Annotated in this window: 18 protein-coding genes; 8 read left to right on the forward strand and 10 right to left on the reverse strand. The window is 73.8% G+C overall.

Going from position 1 to position 23642, the window contains the following annotated elements:
* Positions 1–274: 274 nt before the first annotated feature.
* Both EDD30_RS00005 and EDD30_RS00010 read right to left on the reverse strand, forming a co-directional pair.
* Positions 275–3247 (reverse strand): MMPL family transporter, encoded by a 2973-nt coding sequence (locus EDD30_RS00005; protein ID WP_211353731.1) that lies wholly within the window; start codon positions 3245–3247, stop codon positions 275–277.
* Positions 3248–3304: 57 nt separating this feature from the next.
* Complete coding sequence (locus EDD30_RS00010) at positions 3305–4285, reverse strand: hypothetical protein (protein WP_071808046.1); 981 nt, start codon at positions 4283–4285, stop codon at positions 3305–3307.
* Positions 4286–4579: 294 nt separating this feature from the next.
* Here EDD30_RS00010 and EDD30_RS41315 point away from each other — a divergent pair, with 294 nt between their 5' ends.
* On the forward strand, positions 4580–5164 hold the full coding sequence (locus EDD30_RS41315; protein WP_123677985.1) for an FKBP-type peptidyl-prolyl cis-trans isomerase: 585 nt from the start codon (positions 4580–4582) through the stop codon (positions 5162–5164).
* 3 nt (positions 5165–5167) lie between these two features.
* Here the strand turns inward: EDD30_RS41315 and yaaA are convergent, their stop codons facing one another.
* Genes yaaA through EDD30_RS00030 form a run of 3 tightly spaced genes read right to left on the reverse strand, consistent with a single transcriptional unit; the run spans position 5168 to position 7976 of the window.
* Positions 5168–5953 carry a peroxide stress protein YaaA gene (yaaA, locus tag EDD30_RS00020; protein ID WP_123677986.1) on the reverse strand — a complete coding sequence of 262 codons (786 nt, stop codon included), beginning with the start codon at positions 5951–5953 and terminating at the stop codon, positions 5168–5170.
* Positions 5954–5962: 9 nt separating this feature from the next.
* Positions 5963–6316 (reverse strand): STAS domain-containing protein, encoded by a 354-nt coding sequence (locus tag EDD30_RS00025; RefSeq protein WP_071804284.1) that lies wholly within the window; start codon positions 6314–6316, stop codon positions 5963–5965.
* Between the two features lie 40 nt (positions 6317–6356).
* Positions 6357–7976 (reverse strand): copper resistance CopC/CopD family protein, encoded by a 1620-nt coding sequence (locus tag EDD30_RS00030; protein ID WP_244945045.1) that lies wholly within the window; start codon positions 7974–7976, stop codon positions 6357–6359.
* 187 nt (positions 7977–8163) lie between these two features.
* On the opposite strand from EDD30_RS00030, the gene pgm reads away from it, so the two are divergent.
* Positions 8164–9807, forward strand: coding sequence for a phosphoglucomutase (alpha-D-glucose-1,6-bisphosphate-dependent) (gene pgm / locus EDD30_RS00035; protein ID WP_071804286.1), 1644 nt, complete (start codon positions 8164–8166; stop codon positions 9805–9807).
* Here the strand turns inward: pgm and EDD30_RS00040 are convergent.
* Positions 9797–10459, reverse strand: coding sequence for a response regulator (locus tag EDD30_RS00040; RefSeq protein WP_071804306.1), 663 nt, complete (start codon positions 10457–10459; stop codon positions 9797–9799). The genes pgm and EDD30_RS00040 overlap by 11 nt on opposite strands.
* The gene (locus EDD30_RS00045) at positions 10444–12813 is read right to left on the reverse strand and encodes an ATP-binding protein (RefSeq protein ID WP_143162607.1); all 2370 of its coding nucleotides are present in this window, start codon (positions 12811–12813) and stop codon (positions 10444–10446) included. The genes EDD30_RS00040 and EDD30_RS00045 overlap by 16 nt, the downstream gene beginning before the upstream one ends.
* Before the next feature lie 215 nt (positions 12814–13028).
* On the opposite strand from EDD30_RS00045, the gene EDD30_RS00050 reads away from it, so the two are divergent.
* The gene (locus EDD30_RS00050) at positions 13029–15356 is read left to right on the forward strand and encodes a putative bifunctional diguanylate cyclase/phosphodiesterase (protein WP_071804288.1); all 2328 of its coding nucleotides are present in this window, start codon (positions 13029–13031) and stop codon (positions 15354–15356) included.
* Positions 15357–15359: 3 nt separating this feature from the next.
* Here EDD30_RS00050 and gndA read toward each other — a convergent pair whose 3' ends face one another.
* Positions 15360–16805, reverse strand: a complete 1446-nt coding sequence (gndA, locus tag EDD30_RS00055; protein WP_071804289.1) for an NADP-dependent phosphogluconate dehydrogenase — start codon at positions 16803–16805, stop codon at positions 15360–15362.
* Positions 16806–16977: 172 nt separating this feature from the next.
* On the opposite strand from gndA, the gene EDD30_RS00060 reads away from it, so the two are divergent.
* From EDD30_RS00060 to EDD30_RS00075, 4 genes are all read left to right on the forward strand, one after another.
* Positions 16978–17292 (forward strand): type II toxin-antitoxin system PemK/MazF family toxin, encoded by a 315-nt coding sequence (locus tag EDD30_RS00060; protein ID WP_071804290.1) that lies wholly within the window; start codon positions 16978–16980, stop codon positions 17290–17292.
* Positions 17293–17476: 184 nt separating this feature from the next.
* On the forward strand, positions 17477–19393 hold the full coding sequence (locus EDD30_RS00065) for a SpoIIE family protein phosphatase (protein ID WP_071804291.1): 1917 nt from the start codon (positions 17477–17479) through the stop codon (positions 19391–19393).
* Positions 19394–19479: 86 nt separating this feature from the next.
* Complete coding sequence (locus tag EDD30_RS00070; protein ID WP_071804292.1) at positions 19480–20760, forward strand: erythromycin esterase family protein; 1281 nt, start codon at positions 19480–19482, stop codon at positions 20758–20760.
* Entirely contained in the window at positions 20753–21439 is a 687-nt protein-coding gene (locus EDD30_RS00075; RefSeq protein ID WP_244945046.1) for a phosphoribosyltransferase, read from the forward strand. The genes EDD30_RS00070 and EDD30_RS00075 overlap by 8 nt, the downstream gene beginning before the upstream one ends.
* 19 nt (positions 21440–21458) lie before the next feature.
* Here the strand turns inward: EDD30_RS00075 and EDD30_RS00080 are convergent, their stop codons facing one another.
* The gene (locus EDD30_RS00080; protein ID WP_071804307.1) at positions 21459–22460 is read right to left on the reverse strand and encodes a DUF2867 domain-containing protein; all 1002 of its coding nucleotides are present in this window, start codon (positions 22458–22460) and stop codon (positions 21459–21461) included.
* A gap of 49 nt (positions 22461–22509) precedes the next feature.
* Here EDD30_RS00080 and EDD30_RS00085 point away from each other — a divergent pair, with 49 nt between their 5' ends.
* The gene (locus EDD30_RS00085) at positions 22510–23124 is read left to right on the forward strand and encodes a TetR family transcriptional regulator (protein WP_071804294.1); all 615 of its coding nucleotides are present in this window, start codon (positions 22510–22512) and stop codon (positions 23122–23124) included.
* Positions 23125–23241: 117 nt separating this feature from the next.
* Here EDD30_RS00085 and EDD30_RS00090 read toward each other — a convergent pair whose 3' ends face one another.
* On the reverse strand, positions 23242–23586 hold the full coding sequence (locus tag EDD30_RS00090; protein WP_143162608.1) for a hypothetical protein: 345 nt from the start codon (positions 23584–23586) through the stop codon (positions 23242–23244).
* Positions 23587–23642 lie beyond the last annotated feature (56 nt).

Raw genomic sequence — 23642 nt, forward strand, 5'->3', positions numbered from 1 at the left:
CCGGTCCAGCGCCTCCGCCTCGGCGATGACGGCGAGGCACAGGGCGAGCCGCTCGGCGTCGATCCCGGGCGTCTCGGGGCGGCCGTCGGGCCGGGCGGTCTCGTCAACTGTCGCGGTCATGCTCATCCCGTCGCGGTAGTACCCATGGTCCGCAGGGCACTGTACTTTCCACGACGCCCGCGCGGCCGCCCGGCGGGGGACAGCGCGGCTTTTCCGCCCGTATCGGCCATCACGGACCGGCCACCCGGCCGGCGCGCGACGCCGCACGGACGCCTCAGGAGGCGGGCCCGCGACGGCTGGGCAGGTCGGCCACGGGTGCGAGCTCGGACAGGTCCCGCGGCCGTCGGCCGCGCACCAGAGGGTCCGGCGCGAACTCCGCGTCTGCCGGTCGGGTCGCTGGGGGCGCCGGTGGTGGTGCGGCGGCCGGAGCCGGCGAGACAAGCGGTCGGTCCGGCGGGGTCCGCGGCACCGGCGCCGTGGCCCGCACCGGCCCGAAGAAGGCGGGACCGGCAGGCGGCGACACCGGCGCCGCAGGAGACGACACCGGTACCGCAGGTCGCGACACCGGTACCGCCGGAGGCGACACCGGCGCCGCAGGCGGCGCGACGGGCGGCACGGGCCGCCTGGGCAGGTCACCGGGCGGCACGGGGCGCCTGGGAAGAGGGACGGCCGCGAAGTTCTCGGGCCGCGCGGCGGGGAGAGGCGCGGCGGCCGGGAACGACGCGGCAGCCGGGAACCACGCGGCGGCAGGGAAGGGTGCGGCGGCCGGGGACGGCGTGGTGGCGGGGGAGGGCGCGGCGGCCGGGGACGGCGCGGTGGCGGGGGAGGGAAGGCCGGGTACCTGCTCCTCCAGCGTGACCCGCTCCGGCATCGGCACCGGCGCGGACCCGGCCGTGGGCAGGCCGGGCACGACCGCACCGAACACCCATCCGCCGCCGAGAGCCGGCGCCGCCGGTGACGGTGACGGTGACGGTGATGACGGTGATGACGGTGACGGTGACAACGATGGCAGTCGCGGCGTGACCATCGCCGCCACCTCGGGCATTGCGCTACCGAGCACCGCCGGCGAAGGGAGATCCTCCGCGTGCGAAGGCGAGGCGGGCGGGAGCGCCCGGGCCGCGTGGCGGCCCGCCGACACCGTCGGGTACAGCTCGTCTTCGTACTCCGCCAGGCCCGCGCGTTCCTGTAGCCGCCGCAGCGGACCCGGTGCCCACCAGGCCGCGTCGCCCAGCAGGCGCAGCACCGCCGGTACCAGCAGCATGCGGACCACCGTCGCGTCCAGGAACAGGGCGACGATCATGCCGATGCCGATGAAGCGCATGGTCGTCACCGAGGACAGGGCGAAGGCGCCGGTCACCACGATGAGCAGGACCGCCGCCGCGCTGATCACCCGGCCGGTGCGGGCCAGGCCCGTCGTCACCGCCTCGGCCGTCGACGCGCCACGGGTGCGGGCCTCGACCATGCGGGACAGCAGGAAGACCTCGTAGTCCGTGGAGAGGCCGAAGACGACCGCCGCCATCAGGATCACGATGCCCACCTCGAGCGGCGCCGGCGTGATCCGGAGCAGGTCCGCGCCGTGGCCGTCCTGGAAGATCCAGACGAGGATGCCGAAGGTCGAGCCCAGGCTGACCGCGCTCATCAGCACCGCCTTGACCGGCAGCAGGATGGAGCCGAACGCCAGGAACATCAGCAGCAGCGTCGCGCCGACGAGTAGGCCGATCATCTGCGGCAGGCGGTCGGCGGTCGCGGAGAGGCTGTCGACGCTGCGGGCCGTGGTGCCGCCGACCAGCACGCGGGCGCCGGCGGGCGGGGGCAGGTCGCGGATGCGTTCGACGGCCGTACGGGCCTGCGGTCCGAACGGATCCGTGGCGGTGAGGGTCGCGGTGTAGGTGACGGCCTTGCCGCCCGCGCCGGTGGGCGTGACCGCCGCTACGCCGGGGATCTTGGCGACCTTGTCCGCGAAAGCGGGGGCGTCCTTCGGCGCCTCGCCCGTGCCGTGCAGCACGATCTGGATCCCCGCGCTGCTCAGGACGGGGAAGTCGGTCTTGAGCGTCTCGATCGCGCGGCGGGCGGGATCGGCGGCGGGCAGGACCCGCTCGTCGTTCTCGCCGAACTGCACGCCGTGGATCGGCGCCGCGAGCACGGCCAGGCCGGCCAGGATCGGCAGCGCCACCAGCACCGGGCGGCGCAGGACGAACCCGGCGAGGGCGGCCCAGCCCGTGCCCTCCGGACGACCTCCGCGGCGGCGCGGCAGCCGTACCGGAAGCTTGTCGACGCGGTGACCGAGGACGGCCAGGAGCGCGGGCAGCAGGGTGAGCGACAGCAGAGCCGCGAGAGCCACGGCGGCAAGGCCGCCGTAGGCCAGGGACTTCAGGAACCCCTGCGGGAAGAACAGCAGCCCGGACAGCGCGATCATCAGCAGGCACGCGGAGAACAGGACGGTACGCCCGGCGGTCGCGACCGTACGGGTGACCGCCTGCGCGGGCGTACGCCCGGAGCTCTGCTCCTCCCGGAACCGTCCCACCATGAACAGCCCGTAGTCGATCGCCATGCCGAGCCCGAGCAGGCTCGCCACGTTGACCGCGAACGGGTTGACGTCGTGGCCGGACGCGATGGCGTGCAGCACGCCCAGCGAGCCGAGGACCGCGCAGCCGCCGACCAGCACCGGCAGGGAGGCGGCGACGAGCGAGCCGAAGATGAACAGCAGCAGGATCAGCACCACGGGCAGCGAGATCGCCTCGGCGAACGCGAGGTCCCGGGTCGAGCGGGTGCCGGAGGCGTCGGCCAGCGGTATCCCGCCGGCGAGCTGAACGGTGGCGTCCGGCACCGTCAGCTTGTCGTCGATCTCCCGGTAGGCCGCGAGCTTCTCGCCGTCGTCCGCACCGGCCAGGGTCAGCACGGCCACGGCGCTCTTGCGGTCCGCCGCGGCGTACTGCGCGACCTTGCCGGGCCAGTAGCCGGTGACGGCGGTGACCGCCGACTCGGGCAGCGCGTCGAGCCGCTTCTCGATGCCGTGGCCCAGCGCCGCGTCGTCGATCGTGCCCTTCGCGGGCCGGTAGATCACCACGACGTCGCCGCTCTGCATGCCCAGCTCCGCGGCGGCGACCTCGGTGGCCCGGCTCGACTCGCTGCCCGGGTCGGTGTAACCGCCCTCGGAGAGCTTGTCGAACACGCCGGTGCCCCAGGCGCCCGCCGCCGCGACGGCGGCGACGGTGCACACGAGCACCGCCCAGCGGAACCGGGCCACGAACGAACCCCACCCGGCGAACAAAGGAACCCCTCTTTCCGAACCCTGCGTACGGGCTCAGCGCAGCGTCGCCGCCTCCAGCGCGACGCCCCCGCAGTCGGAATCGAACGAGTCCTCGGTGACCCAGCTCAGGTTGATCTTGCCGCTCTTCGGCGCGCGGTAGGTCACGACGAAGGCGACCGTGGCCAGGTTGCTGCCCCGCTCCTCGAAGCTGGCGGTGGCCGTCGGGCCGCCGGTGGACAGCTTGGCGGTCAGCTTGCCGCGCCCGGCGAGGGCGCCCACGTAGACCTTCAGCGTCGACGTCGAGGTGCCCGCCGGGGCGGACAGGGTGAAGCCGTTGCCCTTGCCGCAGGTGCGGATGCCGGTCGGCGTGCCGTCGGAGTTGCTCACCGGGGAGCCGCCGCTCCAGACGAAGCGCTGGGGGCTGAAGGCGTGCCGGAAGCGGGGTGCCGTCGGCGGGCCTTCCAGGATCGCGAAGTCGCCGTCCGCCTTGCGCTCCATGGAGAAGGTCCCCTGCTCACCCCAGTGCACCCAGTCGCGGGTGCCCTCGTTGGCGAGGTTGACCCCGGCGGGAATGGCGGTGCGGGCGATCGTGACCGAGCCGGTGAACGGCGCCGGCGGCTTGCTCGTCGGCGGCTTCGAGGCGCTCTTGCTGGGCGTCGGCGACGGGCTGTCGGACGCGCTCGGCAGCGGGATGGGGAACTGGTCGGGCGGGTTGAGCGGCACGTCGGCGAGCGCCGGCGGCTGCACGGGCGGCATCGCCTGCTTCTTGTCCCGCGCGGTGCCGCTGATGATGAAGCCGAAGGCCACCACGATGAGCACCCCGGCGAGGATCACCGCGGCGGGCAGGAGGACCTCGCTGAGCCGCCGCGTACGGTCCTCGAGCAGCTCGGGTGGCACCGCCGCGCTTCGTCGTCCGGCGTTCCGATAGCCGTAGCCGGCCCTCGACGGGGCCGGATAGGGGCGGCGGAACGCCGGCTCGGAGGGTTGTCCCTCGGGCTGTGGCTGGCGACCTGTCGAACGGTCGTCGTCCGGCACCGACCCTCCCGGTCGTTCGTAGGCGGTTCGCCCGGGCGACGCCGTCGGCGCCCGAAGCGAGTTGTCCCTGGTACGGATGCATTCTTCGCAGCGAGGAGGTACACCGTCTCACCTTCTGTGAGTGATGGAGAAGAGCGAATTGAGTAACCAGCCGTTTTATTGATCACCCGGCTCGGCGGTTCGGTGGAGGTAGACGCCGCCCGAGCGGTCAGGGCGAGTACGGTGTCCGAAGTTTCCCGCGTGTCCTTTCCGGCGGGGTCCGGTTCCCATCCGATGAGGGAGAATTCAGAGCAGATGAGTGTCCAGGACAAGACCGCCGGCAAGCGTCGCGGCCAGGCGCTCACGGGCGCGCTCGCCGGAGTCGCCGTGATCGCCGTCCTCGTCGCGGTCTTCGTCGGCATCAAGATGTCGGACGACGACGAGAAGCAGTCGGCCGCCGCCACGGCACCGGCCGCCGGCGCGCCGGCGCAGCCCGCGCCCAGCGCGCCGCCCGCGCAGGCCCCGGTCGACCCGGCACTGCAGAAGAAGCCGGTCGTCGAGGCGGGCTCGGGCGACGTCACGAAGCTCGTCGTCAAGCAGCTCATCGCCGGCAAGGGCCCGAAGCTGGCCGCCGGCCAGACGATCCGGGCCCACTACGTCGGCGTGACCTACGCCGACGGCAAGCAGTTCGACTCGTCCTGGGACCGCGGGGAGCCCGCCGAGTTCCCGGTCGGCGTCGGTCAGCTCATCAAGGGCTGGGACCAGGGTCTGGTGGGCGTGCCGGTGGGCAGCCGGGTGCAGCTCGACATTCCCGCCGATCTGGCCTACGGCGAGAACGCCACCGGCGGGCGTCCCGCCGGTGACCTGCGTTTCGTCGTGGACGTGTTGGCCGCGCAGTAGCCGCTACAGCTCCCGCACGATCACATCCGCCTGCCGGGGGCGGCCCGCCGCGTCGGGCCGCTCCTCGACGGTGTACTTGAGGTCGCGCAGCGCCGTGAGCAGCTCGTCCACCGAGGCCGGCGCCGCGTCCGCGGCGGCCAGGGCCCGCACCAGCCGGCCCTTGGTCGCCTTGTTGAAGTGGCTGACCACCGAGCGGCGCGGCGCGCCGTCCACGATCCGCTCGTGCAGCACCCGCAGCGCCACGGCCCGCGGCCCCGGCGCCGCCATCGCGGCGTAGGCCCCCGAGCGCAGGTCCAGCACCGGGCCGTCGTCCGGCAGCGCCGTGGCCAGCGCCGTCCGCCAGTACGGCGTCAGCCCGCCGATCCCGGGCAGCGTGACCCCGGCCGAGCAGCGGTACGCGGGAATCCGGTCGGTGAGCCGCACGACGCCCCACAACCCCGAGAAGACGACGGCCCGCGCGTCCACCCACTCCCGGGCCGGCGGGGCGAGCGTGGCCACGTCGAGCGCCTCGTAGAGCACCCCGCTGTAGACCTCGGCGGCCGGCGCGGCCGGGGCGGTGGCCAGGGCCGCGTTGCGCATCAGCTCGCCGTGCTGGCCGGCGCTGAGGCCGAGGACCTCCAGCGACTCGGCGACCGCGCGGGCGCTGGTGCGCCGGCTCATCGCGACCAGCCGGCGCAGCACCCGGCGGCGGGCGGGGGCGAGCCCCGGCAGCCAGAGGGCGGCCGGATCGACCGGCTCCCCGGCGGTGGGCGCGGTCTTGCCCTCGGAGGGCGGCAGCAGGATGAGCACGCCGCGAGGTTATAAGCCGGACGCATCGGGCTCGTCGGCGAGGGCTTCCGCGACGCTGGGATAGACGGCGAGGGCGGGCACCAGGCCGACCGTCCGCAACAGACCGTCCAGCCAGCCGCCCGGCGCGGCGAGGCGCAGCCAGCCGCCCACCGCGGCCGCGCGGCGATGCCCGATCACGAAGGCGCTCAGCCCGGTCGAGTCGCAGAACTCGACCCCGGACAGGTCGATCACGATCCGCGGCAGCGGGCGGTCGAGCACCTGATGGAGGGTGGTCCGCAGGACCGGGGCGGTGTCCAGGTCCAGGTTGCCGCGGACGGTCACGACGACGGTGTCGTCCGGGTTGCCGATGACGGACACGTGCACGGCGGTCTCCTCGCATCGACGGAGACTTCTGTCTGCCCACTCAGGGGCGTCGCGGAACCTGCGGGACCGTGATCGTCGTGCGGACCGTGGCCTGGTCGATCTCCGTGGTGCGCACGGTGAACGTGACGTCGTACGTTCCCGGCAGCGGGAAGGTCAGCGCCCCCATGGCGTCGTTGCGCGGGTGCAGCGGCAGCATCGGCTGGGTGATCGGCTCGAGGTCCTGTCCCTGGAGCCGGGTCGTCACGGTCCATTCCTGCGCCGGCAGCGGCTTGCCCTCGGGCGTGTAGGTGAAGCCGTGCACCGTGTTGTTCTCGCCCAGCTCCACGGGATAGACGGAGTACTGCAGGGTGAACAGCTCCGAGGTGAGGGTCTGCGACACGCCCCGCTCGGAGGTCGCCGCCTGCTCCGGCCCGGCGGCGCGGCCGGGCGTCGTCTGCACCAGCACCGCGCTGAGCCCGAGGATCACGACGGTCGAGGCGACCTCGATGCGCACCGTACGGCGCAGCGGCCCGGGTCCCGCCGTGGTCACCCGTGACCGCTGGACGAAGGAGCGGGCCACGGCCGCCAGCCCGAGGACGGCCGCCAGGACCGCGACCTTGCCCAGCAGGAGCCGGCCGTACGCGGTGCTCCACAGCGCGCCGACCGAGCCGAGCTGGACCACGGCCTGTACCACGCCGGCACCGACCAGCCAGACCACGGCCAGCGCGGCCCAGCGCGACCAGACCGGCAGGATCCGGCCGAGCACCCGCGGGTGCGCCCGGCGCAACAGGAAGCACGACAGGGTCACGAGGCCGCCGAGCCACCCGGCCATCGCGGCCATGTGGATCACGTCGGCGGCGACGATCGCGCCGGACAGCGGCGACTCGGTGGCGTGCCCGGTCAGCGGCCAGGTCGCCAGGCCGCCGAGGCCGAGCACGAGCAGCGCCGCGCCGCGCCGGCGGCCACCCTCGCCGCGCAGGACCGGCGGCAGCAGCACCGCGACGACGGCCAGCACCGCCAGGCGCGCGAGCAGGGCCAGCCCGTACGGGCTCGCCAGCACGTCCGCGAGCTCGGTCACCGAGACGTCCCACCAGGGCGCGCCGCTGCTGGCCGGGGCCTGGGTCCACAGCGCGCCGAGGGTCGCCGCGGCGGTGCCGATCAGCCCGGTCCGGACCAGCAGGACCGGGCCGCGCCGGGACACCCGCCGGGGCCACAGCAGGGCGAGCAGCAGCGCCGGACCGGCGATCAGCGCCAGGCCGGCGTACCCGATGACCTTGAAGGCGGGGCCGGCGACCGCGACCGACGGGTGCACGCCGGTGGGGTCGCTCTCCGCGGGCCGTGCCGACGGCGCGCCCACCGAGAAGGTCATAGCGCCGCCGATCGGATGGCTGTCGGCCGACACGACCCGGTAGCTGACCAGGTAGGTGCCCAGCGGCTGGGCGGCGCGGCGGACCTGGATGCGCAGGGTCGGCCCGGACGCGGTGACCGTACCGGTGATCCGCTTGCCGTCCGGGGCCAGGACCTGGATCCGGCTCGTGACGGGGGTGACCGCCTCGGTGAACTGGACGACGATCTCGGCCGGGGGAGCGTCGATCACCGAGCCCGGCTCCGGGGCGGCGCCGACCAGCGCCGCGTGCGCACTCACCGGCGAGGCGGGCAGCACCAAGGTGGCGAGTCCCACGACCAGGAGGATGAGTACGCGTATCGTCCGCGGCCCCCCGGCCGCCCAGACCCGTGTCACGACAGGTAGTTCGGATCTCCGCCGGGAAAGGTTCAATCCGCGCGCCGCGGCTTACGGATCGTGGTCGCCGGGTACGGCAGCGACGATACGATCCCGGGCATTATTACGCACCTGAAGGAGGCCTTCGATGTCTGTGCACCCCCGCGCCGGCACTCCCGCCGACTCCCGTGACACCATCGACGTGCCTCGGGTGGTCCTCAGCTACTACACCGAACATCCCGATCCGACCGTCACCGCGCAGCGTGTGGCGTTCGGGACCTCAGGTCACCGGGGTTCCAGCCTGCGGACGGCGTTCACCGAGGACCACATCGTCGCCACCAGCCAGGCCATCGTCGAGTACCGCAGGAACCAGGGCACGGACGGTCCGCTCTTCCTCGGCCGCGACACCCACGCGCTGTCCGAGCCCGCCCTGGTCTCCGCCCTCGAGGTCTTCGCCGCCAACGAGGTGAAGGTGTTCGTCGACAGCCGGGACGGCTACACCCCGACGCCGGCGCTGTCGCACGCCATCCTCACGTACAACCGGGGCCGCACGTCCGGGCTCGCCGACGGCGTCGTGGTGACCCCGTCGCACAACCCGCCCGACGACGGCGGCTTCAAGTACAACCCGCCAAACGGCGGACCCGCCGGCACCGACGCCACCACCTGGATCCAGGACCGGGCCAACGCGTTGATCGCCGGCGGCCTCAAGGAGGTACGCCGGTCCGGCGCCGCCCGCGCCCGGGCCTGCGAGTGGGTGTCCGGCTACGACTACCTCTCCGCGTACGTGGACGACCTGGGTTCCGTGATCGACATGGCGGCGATCCGGGCGGCGGGGGTGCGCATCGGCGCCGATCCGCTGGGCGGGGCGTCGGTGGCGTACTGGGGCGAGATCGGCGCCCGGTACGGGCTGGACCTGACCGTGGTCAACCCGCAGGTCGACCCGACCTTCCGGTTCATGACCCTGGACTGGGACGGCAAGATCCGGATGGACTGCTCGTCGCCGTACGCGATGGCCTCGCTGATCGAGCAGAAGGACCGGTTCCAGATCGCCACCGGCAACGACGCCGACGCCGACCGGCACGGCATCGTCACGCCCGACGGCGGGCTGATGAACCCGAACCACTACCTGGCCGTCGCCATCTCCTACCTGTTCCGGGTGCGGACCGACTGGCCGTCGGGCGCTGCGATCGGCAAGACCCTGGTCTCCTCGTCGATGATCGACCGGGTCGCGGCGGACCTGGGCCGCCCGCTCGACGAGGTGCCGGTGGGCTTCAAGTGGTTCGTGCCCGGCCTGCTGGACGGCTCTATCGGCTTCGGCGGCGAGGAGAGCGCGGGCGCGTCCTTCCTGCGCCGCGACGGCGGTCCGTGGAGCACCGACAAGGACGGCATCCTGCTGAACCTGCTCGCCTCGGAGATCCTGGCCACCACCGGGCGCACGCCCAGCGAGCACTACCGCGAGCTCACCGAGACCTTCGGCGCGCCCGCGTACGCCCGCATCGACGCCCCGGCGACCCGCGAGGAGAAGGCGGTCCTGGCGAAGCTGTCGCCGTCGCAGGTCTCCGCCCGGGAGCTGGACGGCGAGCCGATCACGGCGGTGCTGACCACCGCGCCGGGCAACGACGCCCCCATCGGCGGCCTCAAGGTGGTCACCGAGTCCGGCTGGTTCGCCGCGCGCCCCTCCGGCACCGAGGACGTCTACAAGATCTACGCCGAGTCGTTCCGGGGCCCGGAGGCGCTGGCCCGGATCCAGGAGGAGGCCCGGGCCGTCGTCTCCGCCGCCCTCAAGGGCTAGGGCGCACCAGGCCGAGGTTGTAGGCGACGATCGTCGCCTGCACCCGGTCGCGGACGCCGAGCTTGGCCAGCAGGGCGTTGACGTGTGCTTTCACCGTGCCGGTCGTGATGCCCAGCGCCGCGCCGATCTCGGCGTTGGACAGCCCCCGGGCGATGCTGACCAGCACCTCGCGCTCGCGCGGGGTCAGTCCCGCCAGCCGGGAATCCTCGCCGGGAGTGGCGATCACGGCGCCGCCGGCGAACGCGTCGATCAGCCGCCGGGTGACGGCCGGGCTGAGCATCGCCTCGCCGTCGGCGACCACCCGGATCGCCGCCAGCAGGTCGGCCGGCTCGGTGTCCTTGAGGACGAAGCCGGACGCGCCCGCCTTGAGCGCCTCGAAGACGTAGGCGTCCTGGTGGAACGTGGTGAGCACCAGCACCCGCGGCGGCCGCGGCGCGGCGGTCAGCCGGGCCGTGGCGGTCAGCCCGTCCATGCCCGGCATCCGGATGTCCATCAGCACGACGTCCGGCCGGACCCGCTCCGCGACCTCGAGGGCCGCCGCGCCGTCGCCGGCCTCGCCGACGATGGTCAGATCGGCCTCGGCGTCGACGATGGCCGCGATGCCGGCCCGCACCATCAACTGGTCGTCGACGACCATCACCCGGGTTGCGATGACGTCACCTCTTCCTCGTTCTCCCCGTCGCGTTCCTGTCCCGCCCCGCCGCCCGGCCGCGCCGGCGCCGCCGCGGGCGTCGCCGGAAGCCGGATCTCCGGTCGCCCGGCAGGTGTCGTGGCCAGCGAGCCGCCCACGGCCGCCAGCCGGGCGCGCAGCCCGGCGGCCACCTCGCCGCCGGGGTCCGACGGCATCGGCGTCACCGTGATCCGCAGCGGGTCGCCGGACAGGTCCACCCCCACCGTCACCGGCCCGGTGTCCCCGGCGAGCAGCAGCTCCACCACCCGGTAGGCGGAAAGGTCCACGTCGGGGCTGAGCGTACGGCCCGCGCCGGTCGTCTCGATCGTCACCGTCCGGCCGTTGGCGCGCCAGCGCTCCGCCAGCGCGGGAAGCGCTGCCAGGGTCGGTTGCGGGGTGCGGTCCGCCTGGGCGGGGGCCTCGCGCAGGTTGTTGAGCAGGCCCCGCATCCCGTCCAGGGCAGCCCGGGCGCGGGAGAGGACCTGGTCCAGGTCGCCGCGGTCGGCGGCCTCGGCGACCAGGGCGGTGTCGCGCAGCACCGCCGCGTGCAGGCCCGCGGCGACCCGGGCCCGCTCCGCGGCGGCGTCGGCGAGGGCCCAGGCGGTGGCGGCGGCGACGGCGTGGTCCTGCCGGGCGCGGGCCCGGTCCCGGCGGCGGCGCACCAGGAAGCCGGTCAGCCAGGCGGCGAACAGCGGCTGCGACATCGAGAGGCCGCACATCACGGTCATGAACAGGAACAGCGCCCCGGGCGGCTCGCCGGCGAAGTCCTCGGGCGGTTCCAGGATGAGCATGAGCGTGGCCGCCGGGATCGTGCTGAAGAGCACCGCCACCATGGCGAGCCAGGTCAGCACCGTGTCCCGGCCGTATCGGGCGACGGCGTGCACCGCGAGGACCTCCACCCCCAGTCCGGCGAGCGCGAACCAGCCGAAGTGCTCCGGGAGCACGTGCGTGGCCACGAGGGCCGGCCACACCCACGTCGTGAGCACGACGACCGCCAGCACGATCCACGGCCGGTCGCGCCGCCACATCAGCGGGACGGCGTGCGCGATCAGGGTCAGCGCGATCAGCGGCACCCACCTCGACCCGGGCGGCGTCCCGGGGCCGAGCTCGGGATCGGTGATGAGCAGGAGTACGGCGCTGGCCGGGACGAACAGCGCGAGCAGCAGCACCGCCGCGTCGATGACCCGCTCGGCGCGGGGCCGCCGCGGCCCGGGACAGCCGGCCGCGGGCAGGACCGCTCGCACCCGCCAGCCTCCGCCGTCGCGGGGCCCCGCCTCCAGGCTGCCGCCGAGCGCCTCGGCGCGTTCGCGCATCCCGGTGAGCCCGCGCCCGGACCCGAGCTGACCCTGCGGCGGCCGGTCCGCCGCGGCGGGACCGTCGTCGGTGACGGTCAGCTCGACGCCGCCCGGGCCGTCGCCGAGCCGGACGGCCACCGCGGCGCCCGGGGCGTACCGCAGCGTGTTGGTGAGGGCCTCCCGGGCGATGCCGTACGCCGCCTCGGCGACGCCCGGCGGCAGCGCCGTCGTGCCGGTCACCGTGACCCGTTGGCCCAGGCGGCGGAAGCCCTCCGCAAGCTCCTCGAGCCCGTGGGCGTCCGGGCGCTGGTCCGGCAGTTGCAGGAGCGCGACGAGGCGGTGCAGAGCGGCGAGGGTCTCCCGCCCGGTGCGCGCGGCGAAGTCGCGGGCCTCGGCCATCAGCTCGGGTCGGGAGCCGCCGATCCGCTGCGCCGCCGACGCGATCACCACGATCGAGGTGAGGTGGTGCGCGGTCACGTCGTGCAGCTCACGGGCCAGCCGGTGGCGTTCGGTGTCGGCCGCCCGCAGCCGCCGGTCCTCGGCCTCCGCGAGCTCGATGGCCGCCCGGGCGCGGTCGGCGTGCCAGCGGTGCCGGGCCCGGCCCAGCGCGACGACCGTCACGTCGAAAACCACGATCACCGCGACGACCAGCGGATACTCGGGGCCGAAGGGCTGGAACACCGCGTACGCGAGGCACTCCCAGACGATGAGGACCAGCGCGGTCAGCACGGCGGTGCGCTGGGTACGCCACACCGCGACGCTGAAGAGCGCGATGAATTCGGCGTTCGAGATCGCCATCGTCGCGTCGGCCGGCAGCCCCCACATGCCGAGCGCGAGCGCCGGCACGACGACCGTCAGAACCGCCATCGGGGCGGAACGCCGCCACAACAGTGCGACCGACGTCACCGCGGTGACCGCCAGGACGGTGCAGACCTGCACGGCGGTGACCGACTCGCCCTCCAGCAGGGGCAGGCCGGGCCACGCCAGCAACTGCTGCACGGCGAGCAGCGCGGGCACCAGCCAGGTGGAGATCCGTTTCATGACCACTGAGACCCTAGGCGGCGCGCGCACGCGCCACATCGGCCCCGGGTGCCACCGTGTTCTCTATCCGAGGTTGGGGTCGGGGTGTGTCCGCCCCCCGTCACGCTCAGTGCCACAGGTTGCCGCCGGATGCCGGAATTCTCAGCTTCCAGTCCGCCGGGCCGACTTTTCTGTCGCCAGAAATCCAGGAACAGCGAGAGGTAACCGTGCCCAGCATGCCGCCACCAGCCGCCCAGGTGGGCCGCCGGCGGGTGCGTCAACAGGCCCGTCCGGACCTGCTGCCGCTCGCCGTCGCCGCCGGCACGGTGGTCGCGGTGCTGGTGTGGCTGCTGGTGCGCGACGCCGGTGCCCCGATCCGGCTCGGCTACGCCGCCGGCCCGGTCGCCATGGGGGCCGCGTTCCTCGCCTGCCACCGGATCGGTTCGACGATCATCGTGGCCCGGCCGGTCCGCGGGTTCTGGCGGCTCTACTCCCACGCCGCCGTCTGTGTGGGCATCGGCGCCACCGTGAGCTTTGCGCTGTCCAACAACCGGCCCGGCATCTCCCCGTACGTGGCCGGCCCGATGCTGCTCGGCGTGGCCCTGCTGATGCTGGCCTTCCTGCATCTGCCGCGCGAGAAGCGGTCGATGCTGCGCTGGACGCAGTTCCTGCTGGACGGCGCGACCGTGGCCGTCGCGGGAGCCCTGATCTTCTGGTACGTGGTGCTCCAGCTCGCGCCGCGCGGCATGGACTCGCTGACCCAGTACGGCGCCGCCGTCGTCGGCGTCGGCGGGCTCATCGCGTTCGTGGTGATCGGGCGCGCCGCGATGAGCCCGGCCAGCGTGGTGGACTCGCTGTCGCTGCGGATCCTCACCGTCGCGCCGTTCATCGGTGTGGTGGTGTCGGTGCTGATCATCATCGGCGGGGAGACCGGGCGGCTGTGGCTGTCCGTGCTCGCCGTACCGGCCGTCGGCGCGGCGATGACGCTGGCGGCGTACCGCCAGCAACTGGTCCTGTGCCGGCCCGGGGCCGAGCCGAAGCCGGCCGGTGGCCGCAGCATCTACCACACGCTGCCGCTGATCTCGGTCGTCGCGACCGCCGCCCTGGTGGTCACCGTCTCCGCCCGTCAGCTCGACGCCGGCCCGCGGGTCGTCATCATCGGCGCCGTCCTCATCGCCGCCTTCGTCGTCGCCCGGCAGTTGCTGGGCCGGCGCGCCAACGACCGGGTGTTGGAGGGCGTCCGCCGTCAGCAGGCCGAGCTCGAACATCTCGCGATGCACGACCCGCTCACCGGACTGGCCAACCGGGCCCGCTTCAGCGCGGTGCTCGGCGAGCGGCTGGACGCGCACCGGGCCGCCAGCGTGCTGCTGGTCGACATCGACGACTTCAAGATGGTCAACGACACCATGGGCCACGCGGTCGGCGACCAGCTCCTCTACGAGGTCGCGCAGCGGCTGTGCCAGCACAGCGCCGTCACGCACCTTCCGGCCCGGCTGGGCGCCGACGAGTTCGGCGTCCTGCTCGACACCGACGAGGCGGTCGAGGCCGAGGAGGGGGCGGCGCGCATCCTGGCGGCGCTCGCGGTGCCCTTCCGGGTCGGCGAGCACCAGTTGCTCGCGCACGCCAGCATCGGGGTCGCCCTGGCCGGTCCCGGCGACAGCGCCGACGAGATGCTGCGCAACGCGGACATCGCCATGTACGAGGCCAAGGCCGCCGGCAAGGCGTCCTGGGCGCGCTTCGAACCGCGGATGCGCCACGAGGTGGTCAACCACGCCCGCCTCGGCAGCGAGCTGCACAACGCGATCATCCGGCACGAGCTGTACCTGGCGTACCAGCCGGTCTTCGACCTCGTCACCGGTCGCCTGGCCTGCGTCGAGGCGCTCGTCCGCTGGAACCATCCGACCCGCGGCAACGTGCCGCCCAACGACTTCATCCCGGTCGCCGAGCGCTCCGGGCTGATCGTCCCGCTCGGCTCCTGGGTGCTGCGCGAGGCATGCACCCAGCTTGCCGCGTGGCGGGCCGAGTACGGCGACGCGGCCATCGGCTCGATCAACGTCAACGTGGCGGCACGCCAACTGCGCGATCCGGGCTTCGTCGACGAGGTCACGGCGGTGCTGGCCGACACGGGCCTGGTGCCGGCGAACCTCGTCCTCGAGGTGACCGAGTCCTCCGTGGTGGACGGCCGCCAGGTGCGCGACACCCTCGAGGCCCTGCACGGGCTCGGCGTGCGCCTGGCGCTCGACGACTTCGGCACCGGCCAGTCGAGCCTGAGCCTGCTGCGCGCGTTCCCGGTGGACGTGCTGAAGCTCGACAAGTCCTTCGTCGACGGCATCTGCGACGGCGAGGACCGCGGCCGCCTCGCCGTGGCGGCCGCCGTCTCCCAGCTCGCCGAGTACCTGGACCTGTACGCGGTGGCGGAGGGCATCGAGACCGCCGAGCAGGCGGAGCGGCTGCGGCGGATGGGCTACCGGCTGGGGCAGGGCTACCACCTGGCCAAGCCGCTGCCGCCGGGCGAGGTGGCGGTCCTGATGACCAGACCCGCCACCGCGCCCGTCGCGGCCTGAACCTCAGGCGGTGACCTCGTTGCGGTCCGCTCCCCACATGGTGTGGAACGCACCCTCCTTGTCCACCCGGCGGTACGTGTGCGCACCGAAGAAGTCGCGCTGTCCCTGGATCAGCGCGGCCGGGAGCCGCTGCGCCCGCAGGCCGTCGTAGTAGGCCAGCGCCGACGCGAAGCCCGGTGCCGGGATGCCCTGCTCGGCGGCGAGCGCCACCACCCGCCGCCACGCCGCCTGGGCGCCGCTGACCGCGTCGAGGAAGTAGTCGTCCACCAGCAGCGTCTGCAGGCCGGCCTGCTTGTCGTACGCCCGTTTGATGTGGTCGAGGAACTTGGCCCGGATGATGCAGCCGTCGCGCCAGATCTTCGCCATCGCGCCGGGGTCGATGTCCCAGCCGTACTCCGCGCTCGCGGCCTGGATCTGCTGGAAGCCCTGGGCGTACGCGACGATCTTGGAGGCGAAGAGCGCCTGCTCCACGTCCGCCTGCAGGTCCGCACCGCCGGCACCGGCACCGGCACCGGCGCCGGCCGACGGGCCGGGCAGCTTGCCGGCGGCCGCCGCGCGCACCTCCGCGCCGCCGGACAGGGCGCGGGCGAAGACGGCCTCGGCGATCCCGCTGACCGGTACGCCCAGGTCCAGCGCGGACTGCACGGTCCAGCGGCCGGTGCCCTTCTGCTCGGCCTGGTCCACCACGACGTCGACGAACGGCTTGCCGGTCTCGGCGTCGACCTGCCGGAGCACCTCGGCGGTGATCTCGATCAGGTACGAGCCCAGCCGCCCGGAGTTCCAGCCCCGGAAGACGTCCGCGATCTCCGCCGGCGTGTGCCCGCCGGCCTGCCGGAGCAGGTCGTACGCCTCGGCGATGAGCTGCATGTCGGCGTACTCGATGCCGTTGTGCACCATCTTGACGAAGTGGCCGGCGCCGTCCGGGCCGACGTGCACGCAGCAGGGCTCGCCGTCGACCTTGGCCGCGATGTCCTCCAGCAGCGGGCCGAGCGCCTCGTACGACTCCGGGGAACCGCCGGGCATGATGCTCGGGCCGTGCAGGGCGCCCTCCTCGCCGCCGGAGACGCCGGTGCCGACGAAGTGCAGGCCCCGCTCCTTCAGCGCCGCCTCGCGCCGGCGGGTGTCGGCGAAGTGGGCGTTGCCCGCGTCGATGATCATGTCGCCGGGCTCCAGCAACGGCGCGAACTCCTCGATCACCGCGTCGGTCGGCTTGCCGGCCTTCACCATGATCACCACGCGGCGGGGCCGCTCGAGGCTGGCCACGAAGTCCTCGGCGCTCTCCGCGGGGAGGAAGGCCCCCTCGTGGCCGAACTCCTCGACGAGCTCCTTGGTCCGCCCGTAACTGCGGTTGTGTACGGCGACCGTGTGGCCGTGGCGGGCGAAGTTCCGGGCCAGGTTGCGGCCCATCACCGCCAGGCCGGTTACCCCGATTTGGGCCTTTTCCGTCATGAACGTCCTTCCTCCACGCGAGAGGCGGGCTGCATCCCGTCCGTCGCAAGCCGTTGCGCTCATTGTTACGGATTCACCACGTCCGGGGTTCGACCGCTCGTGAGGATCCCTCACCCGGCCCGGGCCGGGTCGCGCCGCGACCGACAGATCCGCCCGACGGTACGCTCGGCGCGTGAAGCGCGGCGAGATCTGGACCATCGGCAGCCGCACCGACCTGCGCTACCGGGTCCTCGTGCTCTCGGCCGACAGCTACAACGACCGGACGAACGCGTCTCCGTTCTGCGCCCCGATCGTGCGCCAGCGCGGCATCACCGAGCTGCCGCCGTACGCGGTGGCCCTCACCGAGCAGGACCCGATCACCGGCGTCGTCGTGATCAACCGGATGCGCCGGCTTCCCGCCTCCGTCGGCGCGGAGCGCATCGGCATGGTGACGGGCGCCAGCATGGCCCGTTTGACCGAGGCCATGCGGGATTTCTTCGAGCTGTGACACCCGCACCGGCCGGACCCGGCGTCTGCTCGCGGTAGCCCGTCCGGGTGATCCCGCCGTGGTTGCGCCGCTGGTCGGATACGGGTGGGGGTGTTCGGGGGATGACGCTGCCAAGCGCCCTGGCGTATTCAGGATGACGATGGTGTCCGGTGGAGCCAGGTGTGGGAGGGGGCTGGGACGGCGAATGGGCGGGCGGCAGGCGTACATCGAGGCGGTGGAGAGCCTGCGGACGGCCGCGAAGCGGCCCTCCGAGGACGCCGCCCGCGCCGTCGTCGACCGCGCCGTGGGACTCCTGGCCGGACGGACCCGGTGCCGGCTCACCGACGCCCACCGGCACCTGCTGCGGATGAGCGCCGAGCAGTGCCGTGACCTCGCCGACGTGGCCGCCGGGGTGATCAGCCTGCTGGACGTTCCCGAGCACCGTTCGGACGGCGCCGCGCTGCTCGTGCCGCCGTACTCCTCGCCCACCCCCGGACCGTCGCCCGCCTCCGATCCCTCGCTCGCGCCGGGTTCGTCACCCGCGGCGGGGCTGGTGCGCCGGCCGGAGGCGTGGCAGCCCCTGGTCCAGGCGGTGCTCGACGCGATGCCCGGCCAGCACGCCCTGCTGATCCCGGTCCGTGACCACGCCGGCCGGCTCGCCGACCTGGAATTCGCGGCCACCAGCCCGGAGGCCACGGCCGCCGACGGACGCCACGGCCGGAGCCTGATCGGCACCCGGATCAGCTCGCACTTCCCGCAGACGCTGGTCTCCGGCCGGTGGCTGGTCTACGAACGGGTCCTGGACACCGGCGAACCGGCCGAGATCGGGCCGTTCGAGCACGCCGGGAACCGCTACAGCGTGCGCGCCTACCGTCTCGGGCCGGGTCTGCTGGTGACCTGGGAGCAGCACGGCCACCGCCCCGTCGAGAGCGACCGGATCGCCGCCACCGAGCGCCTCGGCAACCTCGGCTGGGGGGAGTGGAACCTGGTCAGCGGGGAGGTCCGCTGGTCCGAGCAGCTCTACCGCATCTACGAGCGGGACCCGGCCCTCGGCCCGCTGGCCCGCGAGGAGTCCGAGGCCCTCGCCCTCGCGGAGGACCTGCCGCTGCGGATGGCCGCGGCCGAGGCGTTCCAGCGAGGCGAGCAGGTCGACGTGACCACCCGCGTCCGCGTCAACGGCCGGATCAAGCACCTGCGCTCGGTCGTCGACGCCGTCCGCGACGCCTCCGGCGGCCCGCTGCGCATCTTCGGCATCGTCCAGGACGTCACCGCCCGCGAGACCAGCGTCCAGCGCCTCGCCGAGGTCGAGCATCAGCTCGCCGAGCAGCGCCGCTCGCTCGCCGCCGAGCACGAACTGGCCTCCCGGCTCCAGCAGATCATCCTGCCGATCCCCGACGGTGCGGTGGCGCTGCCCGGCCTCAAGGTGGCGGTCCGCTACCTCCCGGCGGAGCAGGAAGGCATGGTCGGCGGCGACTGGTTCCACGCGGCGGCACTGCGCGACGGTTCGGTGCTGCTCGCCGTCGGCGACGTCGCCGGCCACGGCACCCAGGCCGCCACCACCATGGCCCAGTTGCGGCACTCCCTGCGCGCCCTCACCGTCACCACCCACGACCCCGGCGTCCTGCTCGGCCACCTCAACCGCCTGACCTGCGATCTCGACGAGGAGACCCCGGAAACCGCGGCCACGGCGATCGTGGCCTGCTTCGACCCGGCCCGCCGCCGGCTCACCTGGGCCCAGGCCGGCCACCCACCCCCGCTGCTGTGCCGCGGCGGGCGCACCGCGCCGCTGCAACGCCCCGCCGGCCCCATGCTCGGCGTGGTCGAGGACGCCGAGTACGGCTGCGCGGTCCTCGACCTCCAGGTCGGCGACGTCCTGCTCTGTTACACCGACGGGCTCGTCGAACACCGCGGCCGGGGCCTCGACGACGGCCTCGCGGCGGTCATCCGCACGGTCGACGAGGCGGTCGCGGCCGCACCCCGGCAACCGCTGGCCGAACTCCTCAGCCGCCTGCGCCGGGCCAACCCGGACGACGACACCTGCATCCTGGCGGTCCGCCCGATCACCGGAGAAACCCAGGACCTGCGGCACTTCCTGGGCGCGACCAAGCCCCGGCGGCCGTAGCCGGATTTCCGCGGTGTCGCCTTGCGTGCACCGCATCCGGCAATCATCGGACGTATGACGGATGCCCGGCGGGGTATGCGACGGTCATGTCCCGCTACGGCGACCAGGTCGCCTCGCTGGCGGCCGAGCTCACCGATCCCGGTGACCTCGACGCTCTCCTCGACCGTGCCCGCGGCGCGCGGGTGGTCATGCTCGGCGAGGCCAGCCACGGTACGCACGAGTACTACACCTGGCGGTGCGCCGTCACCCGGCGCCTGATCGAGGAGCTGGGCTTCTCCTTCGTCGCCGTCGAGGGGGACTGGCCCGACTGCGAGCGCGTCGACCGCAGCGTACGGGCGCTGCCCGGCTCGCCGGAGGATCCGCGGGAGGCGCTGCTGGCGTACGACCGGTGGCCGACCTGGATGTGGGCCAACGAGGAGGTCGTCGACTTCTGCCGGTGGCTGCGCGCACACAATGCGACCCGGGAGCCGAAGGTGGGCTTCCACGGGCTCGACGTGTACTCGCTCTGGGAGTCGATGCGCGAGATCCTCGTGTACCTGCGCGAGCACGACCCCGAAGGGGTGCCGGCCGCGCTGGACGCGTACCGATGCTTCGAGCCGTACGCGGAGGACCCGCAGTCGTACGCCTGGGCGACCCGCTTCGTCGGCGCCACCTGCGAGCGTGAGGTGGTCGACCTGCTGGTCGGCCTGCGTTCCCGGGCGGCGTCGCAGTCCGGCGAGTTCGCCACCTGGCAGAACGCCGAGGTCGTCGTGGGCGCCGAGCGGTACTACCGGGCGATGGTCAACGGCGGGCCGGACTCGTGGAACATCCGTGACCGGCACATGGACGAGACCCTGGACCGCCTGCTCGGCCACTACGGGCCGGACGCGAGGGCGGTCGTCTGGGCGCACAACACCCACGTCGGCGACTCCCGGGCGACCGACCAGACGCTGCACGGCGAGGTGACCATCGGCGAGCTGGCCCGGGACCGTTACGGCGCCGACCGGGTGCTGCTGGTGGGCTTCGGCGGGCACCGCGGCACCGTCGTGGCCGGCCACGCCTGGGGCGCGCCGATGGAGGTCATGGGCGTGCCGCCCGCCCGCCCGGACTCGCTGGAGGACGTCCTGCACGCGACGGCGCCCAGCCCGGCGCTCCTCGTCTTCCCGCCGGTCGACGACCAGCCGCCGCTGCTGACCGACGAGCTGACCCACCGCGCGATCGGTGTGGTCTACCGCCCGGAGCGCGAGCGCTGGGGAAACTACGTCCCGACGATCCTCGGCGAGCGGTACGACGCCTTCCTGTGGTTCGACGACACCAGCGCCGTCCGCCCGTTGCACACCCTGAGAGTCGACGTGCGCGAGCCGGAGGCGTTCCCCTCCGGTGTCTGAGTGCTGCTTCACCGACCGCTCCGCGGCGGGACGACGACTGGGTGCCATGGTGGCCCGCCACCTCGGCAACTTCGGCCTGGTCCGGCGCCCGCTCGTGCTGGCGCTACCGCGCGGCGGCGTGCCGGTCGCCGCGCGGGTCGCGGCCGCCGTCGGTGCCGACCTCGACCTCGTCGTCGCGCGCAAGATCGGCGCGCCGGGCCGGCCGGAGCTCGGCGTCGGGGCGATCGCCGAGGACGGCGAGCCGGTCTTCGATGACGAGTTGCTCGCGACGCTGGGGCTCACGCCGCCGGACCTGTCCGGGATCGTCGAGGCCGAACGTCGCGAGCTGGCCCGCCGGATCGAGGTCTACCGGGACGGCCAGCCCCCGCCGGAGGTCACCGACCGGCTGGCGATCGTGGTGGACGACGGGGTGGCGACCGGGGTGACCGCCCGGGCGGCCCTGCGCTGGCTCCGGTCGCGCGGGGCGCATCCGCTCGTGCTGGCCGCGCCGGTCTGCTCGCGCGAGGCGGACCACTCGCTGGCCGCCGACGCCGACCTGGTGATCTGCCTGGAGCGGCCGGCGCGCTTCGGCGCGGTAGGCCGCTTCTACGAGGACTTCGCGCAGCTCACCGACGCCGACGTGCGCGAATGCACGGCCGTGCGGGACCGTCAGGATCACGCCGTGTCGCACCGGCGATGACCGCGGCGGCCGGTACGCCTCAGGTGGGTGTCCGGGCAGTGACCCGGGCCGGCCCGGAGGACCGCCACGGCGCGACGGTGGTCCGGCCGGCGTGGCGCAGCATCGCCCTGACCACCAGCGGGTGCACCAGGCGCACGACGGCGAGGTAGGCACGCCCGGCGCGGGACCGGGTCGCCGCCAGGGTGGTCACGGTGACCGTCGTGCCGTCGCCGTCCGGCTCGACGAGCACACCGGCCCGGAAGTCGAGGTGGCCGGCGTCGGTGCCGAGCACCACTTCGCGGTCCGTACGGGTGATGGTGGCGAAGGCCGACTCGTCGCCGCGCTCGATGCCCAGCGGGACGACCAGCCGGTTGCGCAGGCGCAGCAGCCCGACCACCACCCGGGGCGGGTTGCGGAACACCGCGTCCGCCCAGTCCTGCGGGTCGGTGGTGGTGCCGGGCGGCACTCGCAGCGCGAAGGCGTCGGCCAGCTCCGGCCGGTCGATCGTGCCGTGCAGCAGGGTCGCGGCGGGCACCGGCACGGCCCGCACCCGCGCGCTCTCCAGGCTGACGGCGAGCCGGGCCCGCCACGGGTACCGAACGGGACGGGCGACGGTGCCGGTGACGGCGCGTTCGGCGTTGTCCAGAAGATGCTCGATGACGGTGTCGTGGCAGACGCGGACGAGGGCGGGCCAGAGGAGCCGCATGCTTGCGACCGGGCGGGCGACGAGCCGGTGCCGCAGCACGCAGGAATGCGGGCCGCGCCCCTCGATCTCCAGGGTGTGGGTGCCGATCAGCCCGGTGCGCGGGTGGAAGGTGAGCTCCACCCGGCGGCCGGGCTCGTAGCCGGTGACGTGGTAGCGGACCGGGCCGTGCCCGCCGTCGGCGCCGACGCCGAGCGGCCGGTCGAAGCGCATCGGCACCCAGGCGGGCACCGGCCAGAGCGGGTCGTCGTCGGCGCCCATCCGGTCGAGCAGGCGGCCCACCACCGCCGCGGGAACCGGCAACTCTCGTTCGTGGACGTTGCGTACCGTGGCTGTCATCTTCGCCTCCATACGGTCCCGTATGTTTTCCATACGCTACCGTACAGTGATGAGCGAGCGACCTGTTTCCCGGGGCGTCGGAAAGCGCGCGGCACAGCGGCTGACCGCCGACGACTGGACGGCGGCGGCCCTGGAGGCGATGGCCGGCGGGGGCCTCGCGGCGATCGCGGTGGAGCCGCTCGCGGCCCGGCTCGGCGCCACGAAGGGCAGCTTCTACTGGCACTTCGCCAACCGGGACGCCCTGATCGAGGCGGCCGTGCTGCGATGGGAGCGCGAGCACACGGACGCGGTCATCGGCCTCGTCGACGCCGAACCCGAGCCTCTGGGCCGGCTCCGGCTGCTCATCGGCCTGGTCCTCGACTCCACCGTGGTGCCGGACGAGGGCTCCATCGAGCTGGCGATGCTGGCCACCGCCGACCACCCGCACGTCGCGCCGGTGCTGGCCCGGGTGACCGAGCGGCGGGTGGCGTACACGGCCGGGCTGTTCGCGGCGCTCGGCTGGCCGGCCGAGGAGGCTCGGCGCCGGGGGCTGCTGGCGGTGACCGCGTACCTCGGCTACGCGCAGCTCGCGCACGTCGCGCCCGGCACTCTGCCGACCGCCGAGGCGGAGCGCCGCCGCTACGTCGACCAGGTGGTCGACCTGCTCACGGCCCCCGACGCCTGAGGTCCTACTCCTTCACCGCCGCGCCGAAGCCGCCTTCCCCGTCGAATACTTCCAGTTCACCGGCCGCGGGCAGGGTCAGGAACGCGCAACCTTCGGTCACCTCGCGCCCGGCCGGGTTCAGCTCGAGGCGGCAGAGCAGGTGATCGCACTCCCTGGCGGTAGGACGAACTCGCCGTCGTCGTCGAGGGGGGCGATCTCGCCGCCGGCCCGGGTCGCCTGGTCGCGGCTGAGCGGGACGCTCATGTATCGCATCGCTGTCTGGTCGACCGGCTGGACATCGGCGGCGGTCCACAGGTCGTCGAGGGTATCGGCCGGCACGGCGATGATCCAGCCCTCGTCGATCGGTGAGTCGGACATGCCCATGTCGCTCACGACGACGGCCGTACCGGCCAGGCCGTCGTCGCCGGCATCCGGAGCGCACGCGGCCGGCAGCGGTGCGAGCAGCAGCGCTGCTGCTCGCACCGCCACGGATGGCCGAGGACTCAGGATGGTTGCCGCGCATGTCCTCGAGTCTGCCC

The organism is Couchioplanes caeruleus (assembly GCF_003751945.1).
Taxonomy (GTDB): domain Bacteria; phylum Actinomycetota; class Actinomycetes; order Mycobacteriales; family Micromonosporaceae; genus Actinoplanes; species Actinoplanes caeruleus.

Coding starts and splice junctions, on each gene's coding strand:
- EDD30_RS41315 (WP_123677985.1), top strand. CDS start 4,580: ATGAGTGTCCAGGACAAGACCGCCGGCAAGCGTCGCGGCCAGGCGCTC.
- pgm (WP_071804286.1), top strand. CDS start 8,164: ATGTCTGTGCACCCCCGCGCCGGCACTCCCGCCGACTCCCGTGACACC.
- EDD30_RS00045 (WP_143162607.1), bottom strand. CDS start 12,813: ATGAAACGGATCTCCACCTGGCTGGTGCCCGCGCTGCTCGCCGTGCAG.
- EDD30_RS00050 (WP_071804288.1), top strand. CDS start 13,029: ATGCCGCCACCAGCCGCCCAGGTGGGCCGCCGGCGGGTGCGTCAACAG.
- gndA (WP_071804289.1), bottom strand. CDS start 16,805: ATGACGGAAAAGGCCCAAATCGGGGTAACCGGCCTGGCGGTGATGGGC.
- EDD30_RS00065 (WP_071804291.1), top strand. CDS start 17,477: ATGGGCGGGCGGCAGGCGTACATCGAGGCGGTGGAGAGCCTGCGGACG.
- EDD30_RS00070 (WP_071804292.1), top strand. CDS start 19,480: ATGTCCCGCTACGGCGACCAGGTCGCCTCGCTGGCGGCCGAGCTCACC.
- EDD30_RS00080 (WP_071804307.1), bottom strand. CDS start 22,460: ATGACAGCCACGGTACGCAACGTCCACGAACGAGAGTTGCCGGTTCCC.
- EDD30_RS00085 (WP_071804294.1), top strand. CDS start 22,510: ATGAGCGAGCGACCTGTTTCCCGGGGCGTCGGAAAGCGCGCGGCACAG.